Genomic DNA, 11,217 nt, shown 5'->3' on the forward strand with positions numbered 1-11,217 from the left:
TCCTCACTTATTTAAGTAATTTACTATTTTTTAACCATTTATTTTCAAATTAAAGAAAAATTAGAACGAATTTTTATCGAAGTGAAATTTCAAGTGTAAAAAAATAAAATTTGAAAGAAGCCTATAAAATTTTACAGACTCCTTTTTTTAAAAAACTAGTTTTTATCGTATTCTGATTTTAAGGTGGACATTGCCTTTTTGGTTTTTTCATCAGATACCTTTTCAATGACTCTTTGATTTTCAATCAAGCGATCCATGTATTCTTTTCTTTTCTCATCATCAACAATCTTGTATCTGGAAAAGTTCACAAGCCCTTCAATCAATCCGGACAGTCCTCTGTTGAATGCCCTTACGCTTTCATCATTGACTATGAAATCCCTGATTTTTCCGGTTATGAAAAATATGTTCTTGTCACCCTTGATTGGAAAGTCATCCGGGGTCTTTTTCTCTATGCTTTCAACGTCCACAATAATGTAAGCGGGACTATTTTTAATAATAGCTATGTCCTCATCACTAGTGAAATATTCATCGTCCAAGCAATCTAGTGTAGCATAGGTGAAAGCCAATGGGTCTTGTGTAATGTTAACTACATATTCATTAGTATTTTGTATGTTTTTCAATGTTTTTGATCCCTCAAAGATTCTGCAGAACACCTTGTCATCACCAAGATACTTGAATGCAAAGGCACCTGCATTCTTGATTCCGTCCTCACTGATGGTGGTTGTGATGCATTCGTACTGCAAGTCCTTTTCGATTCCAACTTTACTCAGATCGTATTTCATTTTCTTTCTCCTGATTAAATGCGTCAGCTATCTTGTCAAGATTCCTAAAGACATTTGTCAATTTACCTAAAACATCTTCAAGGGCATTGTTTTCAATGCTGTCAAGCACTTCAATGTATTGTGGAAACATCTGCTTTCCATTCTGGAAGAATAGGTAATACTCGTTGAGGTTGACTTCCTCCTGATTCAGGTCATTGACTGTATCTTGGTATATTTTTTCCAAGTCGTCAAAACTTTCTTCAAATAGGGTTTTTATTTCGGATATTTCCTGGTTGTCTTCAAGCTTTTGAAGTGCAGTGTTGATTCTAATTAATGAAATGGTATATGACTCTAAATCAATTTCACCATTCATGAAATCACCTTTAAAGGTTATAAAAATAAAAAAAGAGAATTTCTCAAAAGAGAAATTATAATTTGATTTTAATATCGAGTGCAGATGAACCTTCTTCGTAAACGAAGATTGGGTTGATGTCTAACTCGGTAATTTCTGGGAAGTCTAAGGTTAATCTAGCTACTCTTTTGATAGCTTCTTTAACTTCTTCTACATCGCAAGGAGCTTCTCCCCTGTATCCTGCAAGTAATTTGGATACTTTGGTTTTTTCGATTTGCTCATCGATTTCTTGAGAACTCATTCCTTTAGCGAGGTTGAATGCTACATCTTCAATGAGGTTTACGTAGATTCCTCCCATACCGAATGCAATCATTGGTCCGAATTGTTTGTCTTTAATCATACCAACAATTACTTCTTCACCGGAGTCCATCATTTTTTTTACTTCCACACCGTCAGGAATGATGTCTGGGTGAGCTTTCTTAGCGTTAGCGATGATTTCATCGTATGCTGCTTTAGCTTCATCGACATTTTCGATTCCCACTTTTACACCGCCGATATCGGATTTGTGTAAGATTTTATCGGATGCGATTTTAAGCACTACTGGGAATTCCATTTCTTCTGCAAGTTCTGCTGCTTCGTCAGCGGAAGTTGACAATTTGATTGGTGCTGCGGAAATTCCGTAAGCTTCAGCCACTGCGTATGCTTCACTACCGAGTAATGTGTCTCTTCCGTCAGCTTTAACTTTGTCGAATATTGCTTTTACAGCGTCTTTGTCAACGTCGTCAACTTTTTCAATGACGTCATCGTAAACTCTGTCTTCGAGTTTTGCGTATCTGGTCATTGCTTCGAGTGCAGTCACTGCAGTTTCAGGGAATACGTAAGTTGGCACACCATTTGCTCTTAAAGCTTCGTTTGCTGCTTCAAATGATGGTCCTCCCATATTTACAACAATGATTGGTTTGTCGAATTCTTTTCTTTCTTCCAAGATTGCATTAGCAATTCCGTCAGGGTCAGCTGATGCGGTTGGACAAACCATAATGATTAAACTGTCAACGTCTTCGTAACCTAATACGAGTTCTAATGATTCTTTGTATCTGCTTACTGGTGCATCTCCTAATACGTCAATAGGGTTTTTAGCACTTCCTTCATCGGTTACGCATTCTTTTAATTTAGCGGTGGTTTCTTCATCAAATTGGACGAGGTTTAAACCAGCTTTTTCCATAGCGTCTACGGTTAAAACTCCTCCTCCACCTGCGTTGGTAATAATTGCAACATTGTCGCCTTTTGGAAGTGGTGCTTTGGAGAATGCAAGACCTAAATCAAATAATTCAGCCATGGTCTCTACACGCATGATTCCGGATTGGTGGAACGCTGTATCAAATGCCAAGTCACTACCTGCCAATGCTCCTGTGTGTGAGGATGCAGCTGCTGCTCCAGCACTACTTGAACCGGATTTGAGTATAATGATTGGTTTTTTAGCAGCGGTTTCTCTCATGGTTCTTACAAAGTCTTCATCATCGGAAATTGATTCTAAGTAACAGATAATTACATTGGTTTCATCGTCTTCTGCCAAGTATTGTAACAGTTCGATTTCAGTTACTCCAGCTTTGTTACCTAAACTTATTACTTTACTGAATCCGATTCCGGAGGTTACGCTCCAATCGATAATAGCTACCATCATTGCTCCACTTTGGGAAATGAATGCAATGTTTCCAGTTGGTGGCATCATTTGTGAAAATGATCCGTTCAATGGAGTGTGTGAATCGGTAATTCCTAAACTGTTAGGTCCAATAATGTTTATACCATATTCTTCACCAAGTGCGGTTAATTCAGCTTCTAGTTTAGCTCCTTCTTCGCCCACTTCTTTAAATCCTGCTGTAATAACAACCATGTTTTCGATACCTACTTCACCACATTCCTTAACTGCTGTATTTACGAATGGGGATGGGATTGTAATGATTACCAAATCCACTTTTCCAGGTACGTCCTTAATGTTTGCATAAGCTTGTTTACCGAGGATTTCTCCACCTTTTGGGTTTACTGGATATATTTCGCCTTCAAAACCATCGTTAATGAGGTTGTCAACAATGATATATCCCACTTTTCCTGGGGTATTGGATGCTCCAATAACTGCCACAGATTCAGGTTTAAACATCTTATTGAGATCTTTCATAAGTTTTTCTCCTGTTGTTTTTATATTATCATGTTAATCTATAATGATAAATAATTAACAATTAATATAATTATATTTTAGGTGATGTTATTATTTAAATTTATTGTTTAATCATTCAAAATTCCTATAATTTTTGTTTTAACTGTTTTAACTGGTTTTAATTATTTTTAAAACATTGAATAATAATTGTTTTTCTCATGCAATTTATTAAACTATATAATGTAGGATAAATATACTTATATATAATTAATAAAAAAATTATTGAAATTTCAATAATTGATATATATCGAATTAGGAGATATTATGAGCTTAATTATCGCTTATGTTGGAAAAAAAGGATGTGTAATGGCGAGTGATAAAAGAAAGATAGGATATTTTGGTGATAAAGAAAATTTAAAAATATTAGAAGAAGAATTATACGAAGGAAACCTTAGCACTGATGATGACTTCCTGAAAAGGGCTGACGAGCTTGGCATCTCAATCAAGATTACCGATGACGCCAACAAGTTGAAGATGATTGGAAATACAATCCGTGGTGAAGTAAGCACAAAAGGAACAATGGAAACAAGAAGAAGACGTATATACGGAACCACCAATGGATATCAGATTGTTGAGCTTTTAGGCTCTGAAACCCAATCCCGTAAGGCTGGAAAGAGTGGAGTCATTATATTCGGTAATGATTATGCGAAAAAACTCGCTGAAACATTAATCAAACGTGAATGGAAAGCTTCCCAAAGCTTAAGATATATGGGAGAGATTTTCCAAAAGATTTTGGAAGAGGTGGCTTTCAAAACACCTACTGTTGGAAAGAAGGTTGACGTGTTGATACAGCAACCTAAATTTAACGAATCTGAAGCGCAAAAGCATTTGAACATTACAATAGACCACGACATTAAGGTATTGACTAAGTTCAGGCAAGAATTGACTGAGCAAATTGTCCAACAGCAAATCGCAATCGACATGGCCAATAAGATTATTAGCAAGGGCGATGTAGGTAAGGTGGTCAATGTCGATGACAACATGGTGTTTGTCCAATTGGATAAGAATGTTCAGGCCATGGACGGCAATTGGAAACAGCTTGCGGCTCCAGGTCAAAATGTTTTAATGTTTACAGACGGCAACAATGTTAAAATTGGAGATAAAGTTGTCATTGAAAATGAGGATTTATGCCTTAAGAAGGATAAGTCTCCTCTAAAGTGTGATGTAATTTTATGCTCATTATGAAATGGGGAGTTTAAATGAAACTTACATTTTTAGGAAGTGGTGGAGGAAGATTTTCCGCCATCAGCCAGAGAAGAATGACTGGTGGGTTCAGGATAGACAACCTGGGCGGTAAGAACTACCATGTCGATCCGGGTCCAGGAGCATTGATTAGGACTTATCAATTCGGATTCGATCCTCGTAACCTTAGTGGAGTAATCGTTTCGCATTCACACACTGACCATTATAACGATGCTGAGATTTTAATCGAGGCAATGACAAAGGGAATGACAAAAAGAAACGGTACCATAATTGGAAGCGAAAGCGTATTGAATGGGTATGAGAAATGGGGTCCGTGCATTTCAAACTATCACAAGTCAAATTCAGACAAGATTGTTCTAAAGCATGGTGTTGTCAATAAGTTGGATAACTGCACAATCAAGGGTACACGAACATCCCATGGTGATCCGACAGGTTCCGGTTTCCAGATAGATTACAATGGCTTTAAGGTGTCCTACACTTCAGATACAGGATACTTTGAAGGTCTGGCAGATGATCACAAGGGTGCAGACATTTTAATCGCTAGTGTTTTAAGACCTGGAAACAAGTCAATTCCGGGACACATGTGTTCACGCAACTTCATAGACCTGATCAATGAGGTTGAGCCTAAGGTTGCGGTAATGACACATTTGGGCCTTAAGATGATTTCAAGCAATCCTGTCACTGAGGCTAAAAAGGTATCTAAAAAGACAGGAGTCAAGACAATTGCCGCATTTGACGGATTGTCATTCAATGTGAACTACAACAATCCTAAGCGCTTTAGGTTGATTTCACTTAAGGACGTGCAGTCATCAGTCCACAGCACCAGTCATACATTGTATGAAAGTGAAAAAAAGAATTCTTACCAATTGGCATTCAAGCATCAGGAATTTGATGAGCTTGCCATTGTAAAGAAGGAAACGAATCAATCATCTAAATTTGACGGATGAATGAATCCTGAGCGAATCATGTGGTCTGCAAGAACGATTGCAGTGCTTGATTCGGCAACAACTGTCACTCTAGGACAGATGCAGGGGTCATGTCGTCCCTTAATTTCTATTTTTTTATTTTCCCTCTTTTCTATATTGATTGAATCTTGACATTTGGAAATTGATGGAGTAGGTTTTACTGCTATTCTTGAGACAATTGGCATTCCGTTGCTCATGCCTCCAACGATTCCTCCGGAATTGTTTGTTTTTGTGGTCACCTTGCCGTCTTCAATTTGGTAAGCGTCATTGATTTCAGAACCGGTATGTCTTGCAACATCAAATCCGAGACCTATTTCAACCCCTTTTACCGCTCCGATATTCATCAATATTCTTGCAAGGTCTCCATCAAGCCTTTCAAACACGGGTTCTCCAAGTCCTGCAGGAACGTTTACTGCAATTGTTTCCACAATTCCTCCAACGGAATCTCCTTCCTGTTTTTTGGATAAAATTAGTTCTTCCATTTCTTTTGCAGCTTTTAAATCACCGCAGCGAACGGGGTTCTTTTCAACGTTTTCAATGATGCTTTCAAGATCTTGAGGTTCTGCTTTTATGTCTCCGATTTGGGTCACGTGGGAGATGATTTCAATGTCTTGTGTTTTCAGTAACTTTTTGGCTATTGCTCCACCGATTACATGTCCGATAGTCACTCTTCCGCTTCCACGGCCTCCTCCGTTGTAGTCGTAGTTTCCGTATTTCATCATCCATCCGAAGTCCCCATGGGATGGGCGTGGAGTGTCCTTGAACATGGAATAGTCTTTTGAGTGCTGGTTTTTGTTGAAAACTACTCCTGCGATAGGTGTTCCATCGGTCTTGCCTTCAAAAATACCTGAAAGAATTTGCACTTCATCAGCTTCCTTTCTTGGAGTGGTTACGCTACTTGTTCCTGGTTTTCTTTTATCCAGTTCCTTTTGAATGTCTTCCTGTGTTAATTCTAAGTTTGCAGGGCAGCCATCGACAACAGCTCCAACAGCGGGGCCGTGACTTGCTCCAAAACTTGTTACCTGAAATTTTTCTCCAATTGAATTTGACATAATTGACCTCTTAAAGTTATTTATTTTTTTAATATTATAAAAATTTTAAATAATTTCAAATCAATATAATAAATCAAGTGATTATTATGGTATTTCCAACTACAAGAATGAGAAGATTAAGAAAAAATGCAAAGATTAGAAACATTGTGCGTGAAACAAAACTCGAAAAGGATGACTTGATTTATCCAATATATTTCAAGGAAGAACTCACAGGCGATGAGAAGGAAGAGATTTCATCACTTCCGGGTGAATACAGATACTCCTTGGACAGTGGAATCGAATTTGCAAAGCAATTGGAAGCAAAAGGATTGAAATCAATCATTGTGTTTGGAATACCAAGAGAGGAAACCAAGGACGAAATTGCATCTCCGGATTATTCCGCAACAGGAATTGTTCAAAAGGCAGTCAGAAGGCTTAAGAAGGAAACTGACTTGGTTGTCATCACTGACGTGTGCCTATGTCAATACACTTCACACGGACACTGCGGAATGATTGTCGAAAACGACGACACCGACGATGGCATTGAAATATTGAACGACGAGTCCTTGCCTTACATCGCAAAGGTTGCGCTTTCCCATGCTGAAGCCGGTGCAGACATTGTGGCTCCTTCAGACATGATGGACGGAAGGGTCGGTGCAATCAGAGAAACCTTGGATGAAAACGGATTTGAAAATGTCATGATAATGTCATATTCCGCCAAATACGCTTCTGCATTCTATGAGCCTTTCCGTGTGGCAGCCTGTTCTTCTCCTCATGCCGGAGACAGGAAATCCTATCAGATGGATCCTGCAAATGCGGTTGAGGCAATCCGTGAATGCGAGCTTGACGTTATTGAAGGATGTGACTTTTTAATGGTTAAACCTGCACTTCCTTACCTTGACGTTGTCCGCATGGTCCGTGACGAGTTCATGTTGCCTTTGGTTGCATACAACGTGAGCGGGGAATACGCAATGCTCATGGCAGCAATCGAAAAGGGTTTCTTGACCGAAAGGGCAATCACCGAATCACTATTGTCAATCAAACGTGCTGGAGCAGACCTTATAATCACTAACTTTGCACCATACTTACTTTTAAATGACGTGATAGAATGAATGCAAATGAAATCGCAAAAATAGCTCAAATAGCCTCAGCATTGGAGGTAAGTGGATATCCAAAACCTGGAAATGTTCACCGTACACGTGACTATGACGACATGGAATTCGAGGACTTTGTGATTAGCGGTATTGTTATTGGAGATACCATCCGTGAAGCATGCGCTGACGTTGATGTTGAAAACCCCGAGCTTGGAAAATACATTCTCCAGGCGGTTGCTGAAACTGACAGGTGGATTAAGAACAACACCAACCTTGGAATTGTCATGATGACAACCCCTATTGCAGTTGCTGCTGCAATAAGTGATTCATTTGATGACATTCGTGAAAACATTAAGTTGTTGATGGGTAACACTTCCGTTGATGATGCATGTGCCCTTTATGATGCAATCAACATTGCTGATGCTGGAGGAATGGGTGATCAGGATGAGTATGACGTTGCAAGCGACAACGCAAAACAGGAATTGAGGGACAACAACCAGACAATGTATGATGTTTTGAAAATCTCAGCTCCTTGGGACATGCTTGCACGTGAGATGACTTCGGACATGCCTGCAGTCTTTGAGATAGGCTATCCGACTTATCATAAGTTAAGAGAGGAAAAGACTAAAAACGAGGCTTGCCTTTTGACATTTTTAACCATTTTATCACATGTTCCGGACACATTGATTTCAAGAAAATACGGTGATGAGGAAGCCCTTAAAATCTCATTGATGACTCGTGATCTTCTCAAGATGAGAGATTCACCGGATTTCATGGATACCGTTAAGGAATTTGACGATTACCTTTATGACAACAAGTACAATCCTGGAACAACAGCGGACTTGACAGCAGCTTCCATTTTTGTAAGTTATCTTAAGTCCAATTTTGATTAATGTTATTAAATGGTTGATTGAAAAGCGGCATGATATTCAATTGAATATTCTGCTATTATTTTTTAATAATTTTTAAACTAACAATCGTTAGTTTTATATGTCTTGACTAACAACTGTTAGTTGATGAAGGTTAACAACAAGGAAAGAATTTTTAATGTTTCAATATATTTGTTTTCAGAACATGGTTATGATGGAGTTTCAATCCGCCAAATTGCCGGTGAGGTTGGAATAAAGGAAAGCTCAATATACAATCACTATGCAAGTAAAGAAGCCATTTTGGATGCAATCTTAAATTTTTACATTGAAAAGATGCTGTCTCAGGACATTCCTATTGAGGATGCAGGCGCAAACCTTGACTTGGGCTTTGATTATTTTTATCAGGCAGGACTTGAATCCTTTGCAACTCATCTCAAAGACGAGAAGATGTCAAAGATAACAAGGATAATCCTAATTGAGTCATATCACAACGAAAAGATTAATGCATTTCTCAAAAAGAGCATAATCAACGATGCGGTTGACGGTTGGGTTAAACTATTTGATTTGATGAAGTTCAAGAAGGTGATTCGTGAGGATGCAGACTCAAGACAGCTTGCCGAATCATTCTACAAGTACGGAATGTTTCTATTGTATGAGCACTACATTGTCAATTATCCTGAAGATGACAATGAATTTGTCGAAATGCTGTGTGAAAAGTCAAGAAGACACATTGAACTGATTTATAATTCTGTAAGGAGGTAAATTATGGAAATCCGATTGGAAAATGAAAATGATTATCTGGAAGTTGAGGAACTTGTAAGGGACTCCTTTTGGAATGTGTATCGTCCGGGCGCTTTTGAGCATTACATTGTGCATCATTTAAGGGCTGATGAAAGCCTTATCAGGGACCTGGCGTATGTTGTTGAAGAGGACAATAAAATCATCGGTCACATCAATTATTCGACAGGTTTCATCGATTATGGTGGAGAAAAAATTGATGCAGTTGTTTTAGGCCCTGTTTCAATTCACAAGGATTATCAAAATCAGGGTGTTGGCTCAAAACTAATCAGTTTCACCCTTGATTTGGCTGAAAGCGAAAAGATTCCATTTGTTTTTGTCATTGGTGATGAAAATTATTATCACAGGTTTGGATTTGAATCAGCATCAAAGTATGGATTGTTCTTGGAGGGAACTGACACGGATGATGAATGTCCGTTTTTTATGATTAGAGTATTTGATGAATGTCTTTTGAAAATTGAATCGGGAATCTTCCACAATCCTGACGTATTTGATGTTGATGAAAATGATGTGGATGAGTTTGACAAGCGATTTGAACTCAGGGAGAAACTGGTTCTCGACACTCAGCTTAAGGAGTTATGATTATGAAATATGTTATTATCAACGGTTCGCCAAGGCGCAAGAACACCTGGAAGATGGTCGAGCAGGCCAAAAGGAATTTAAATGGAGATTTTGAAGAGATTCATCTGATGAAGGAAAAGATTCCACTATGCAATGGCTGCTTCAACTGCATTGTTGAAGGTGAGGGCAAGTGTCCTCACGGGGATAAGGTAAAGCTGATTGTTGATGCGATAATGGCTGCTGATGGAATCATCATTGCCTCTCCTGTGTATGCGATGAACGTGACTGCTCTTCTCAAGAATTTCTTCGACCACACAGCATATTTTTATCACAGGCCGGAGTTTTTCACCAAAAAGGCATTGGTTGTTGTGTCAACTGCAGGTGCGGGCCAGAAGGATGTTGCAAAATACATTGACGAGACTTTGAGGCATTGGGGAGTGAACAAGGTCTACAAGATTACATATGCATTTGGAGGAAAGGACTCAATTGATGCTGAAAGCATCAATAAGACATCAAGGAAATTCGCAAGTGATGTGGAATCGCAGAAATTGCATTCTCCAAAACTTGGTGACATTGTATTCTATGACGTTTGGAGAGCCATGGCATTATCTGATGATCCGATTGAAGCTGACAGGAAATTTTGGTTTGAAAATGATTTGATAAATCATGATTTTTCACCTGAAGTCGAATTGAACATATTCAAGAAGTTGTTTTCAAAGGCAATGTTTTTTATCTTAAAAAGGGTAATTAAATAACATGACAGAAAAAATTGCATTGGCTCCATGCAACGGCATGAGTGCAAACGGATTGGTGTCCCGTGTTGCGGTCGGGGACTGCAGGAATGAAAATGAAAATGTGGTATCGATTTGCATGGGTTCAACCTCTGCAGACATTGAGGGCAGGAACAATGACATGCTCAGGAAGTATCCTATTGTTGCTGTCAATGGATGTCCCAACGGTTGTGTCAACAAGATTTTGGAAAACAAGGGAATTGATGTGGCTGGAACGATTGCAGTAAATGAAATTTTAGATGACTATGAAGTATCTGCAAGGGACCCTTTCAGATTGGACAGCGAAGCCGAGGAATGTGTAAAAATAATCAAGGAAGAATTGAGTAAAACAATATCAAAATTATTGTGATATTTTAACATTATTGTGCAAGAATTCTCCGGCTTCTTTAAGCCGGGAGATGAATTGCACTTTTAAGAGGAGTGTTGTATTTTTAGAATTTTTTTTTGCAAAATAAAAAAATATACTGTATTACTTTCCAAATGCTCTTAGATAAACTCTATTTATTATAAATGTATATAAGTTGTTATAAGAAAAAGAAAACATGTTTTTTTTTCGAGTATATAAATAAAATTAATGAGA

12 protein-coding genes are annotated in these 11,217 nt (G+C 38.3%); 8 read left to right on the forward strand and 4 right to left on the reverse strand.

Annotation, left to right across the window (positions count from 1 at the left end):
* Nucleotides 1-155 precede the first annotated feature (155 nt).
* The 3 genes from ILA26_RS05710 to acs are packed head-to-tail and all read right to left on the reverse strand — an operon-like array spanning nucleotide 156 to nucleotide 3,286.
* Nucleotides 156-782, reverse strand: coding sequence for a DUF447 domain-containing protein (locus ILA26_RS05710; protein WP_292895180.1), 627 nt, complete (start codon nucleotides 780-782; stop codon nucleotides 156-158).
* Nucleotides 763-1,134 (reverse strand): hypothetical protein, encoded by a 372-nt coding sequence (locus ILA26_RS05715; RefSeq protein WP_292895183.1) that lies wholly within the window; start codon nucleotides 1,132-1,134, stop codon nucleotides 763-765. Before ILA26_RS05715 ends, ILA26_RS05710 begins: the two co-directional genes overlap by 20 nt.
* Before the next feature lie 55 nt (nucleotides 1,135-1,189).
* On the reverse strand, nucleotides 1,190-3,286 hold the full coding sequence (acs, locus tag ILA26_RS05720; RefSeq protein ID WP_292895186.1) for an acetate--CoA ligase alpha subunit: 2,097 nt from the start codon (nucleotides 3,284-3,286) through the stop codon (nucleotides 1,190-1,192).
* A gap of 303 nt (nucleotides 3,287-3,589) precedes the next feature.
* Between acs and ILA26_RS05725 the strand changes: the two genes are divergently transcribed.
* Both ILA26_RS05725 and ILA26_RS05730 read left to right on the forward strand, forming a co-directional pair.
* Nucleotides 3,590-4,510 carry a DUF2121 domain-containing protein gene (locus ILA26_RS05725; protein WP_292895188.1) on the forward strand — a complete coding sequence of 307 codons (921 nt, stop codon included), beginning with the start codon at nucleotides 3,590-3,592 and terminating at the stop codon, nucleotides 4,508-4,510.
* 14 nt (nucleotides 4,511-4,524) lie between these two features.
* The gene (locus ILA26_RS05730; RefSeq protein ID WP_292895189.1) at nucleotides 4,525-5,475 is read left to right on the forward strand and encodes an MBL fold metallo-hydrolase; all 951 of its coding nucleotides are present in this window, start codon (nucleotides 4,525-4,527) and stop codon (nucleotides 5,473-5,475) included.
* Here ILA26_RS05730 and aroC read toward each other — a convergent pair.
* On the reverse strand, nucleotides 5,451-6,545 hold the full coding sequence (aroC, locus tag ILA26_RS05735; protein ID WP_292895192.1) for a chorismate synthase: 1,095 nt from the start codon (nucleotides 6,543-6,545) through the stop codon (nucleotides 5,451-5,453). The genes ILA26_RS05730 and aroC overlap by 25 nt on opposite strands.
* Nucleotides 6,546-6,631: 86 nt before the next feature.
* Here aroC and hemB point away from each other — a divergent pair, with 86 nt between their 5' ends.
* The 6 genes from hemB (at nucleotide 6,632) to ILA26_RS05765 (ending at nucleotide 10,986) form a co-directional block, all read left to right on the forward strand.
* Nucleotides 6,632-7,636 carry a porphobilinogen synthase gene (gene hemB / locus ILA26_RS05740; protein ID WP_292895195.1) on the forward strand — a complete coding sequence of 335 codons (1,005 nt, stop codon included), beginning with the start codon at nucleotides 6,632-6,634 and terminating at the stop codon, nucleotides 7,634-7,636.
* The gene (locus ILA26_RS05745) at nucleotides 7,633-8,511 is read left to right on the forward strand and encodes a triphosphoribosyl-dephospho-CoA synthase (protein ID WP_292895198.1); all 879 of its coding nucleotides are present in this window, start codon (nucleotides 7,633-7,635) and stop codon (nucleotides 8,509-8,511) included. Before hemB ends, ILA26_RS05745 begins: the two co-directional genes overlap by 4 nt.
* A gap of 123 nt (nucleotides 8,512-8,634) precedes the next feature.
* Nucleotides 8,635-9,249 (forward strand): TetR/AcrR family transcriptional regulator, encoded by a 615-nt coding sequence (locus tag ILA26_RS05750; RefSeq protein ID WP_292895201.1) that lies wholly within the window; start codon nucleotides 8,635-8,637, stop codon nucleotides 9,247-9,249.
* A 3-nt stretch (nucleotides 9,250-9,252) separates the two neighbouring features.
* Nucleotides 9,253-9,867 carry an N-acetyltransferase gene (locus ILA26_RS05755; RefSeq protein ID WP_292895204.1) on the forward strand — a complete coding sequence of 205 codons (615 nt, stop codon included), beginning with the start codon at nucleotides 9,253-9,255 and terminating at the stop codon, nucleotides 9,865-9,867.
* A 2-nt stretch (nucleotides 9,868-9,869) separates the two neighbouring features.
* The gene (locus ILA26_RS05760) at nucleotides 9,870-10,601 is read left to right on the forward strand and encodes an NAD(P)H-dependent oxidoreductase (RefSeq protein WP_292895207.1); all 732 of its coding nucleotides are present in this window, start codon (nucleotides 9,870-9,872) and stop codon (nucleotides 10,599-10,601) included.
* A gap of 1 nt (nucleotide 10,602) precedes the next feature.
* On the forward strand, nucleotides 10,603-10,986 hold the full coding sequence (locus ILA26_RS05765; RefSeq protein ID WP_292895210.1) for a putative zinc-binding protein: 384 nt from the start codon (nucleotides 10,603-10,605) through the stop codon (nucleotides 10,984-10,986).
* The last annotated feature ends 231 nt before the right edge of the window (nucleotides 10,987-11,217 follow it).

It is taken from the genome of Methanobrevibacter sp. (assembly GCF_017940815.1).
Lineage (GTDB): Archaea > Methanobacteriota > Methanobacteria > Methanobacteriales > Methanobacteriaceae > Methanocatella.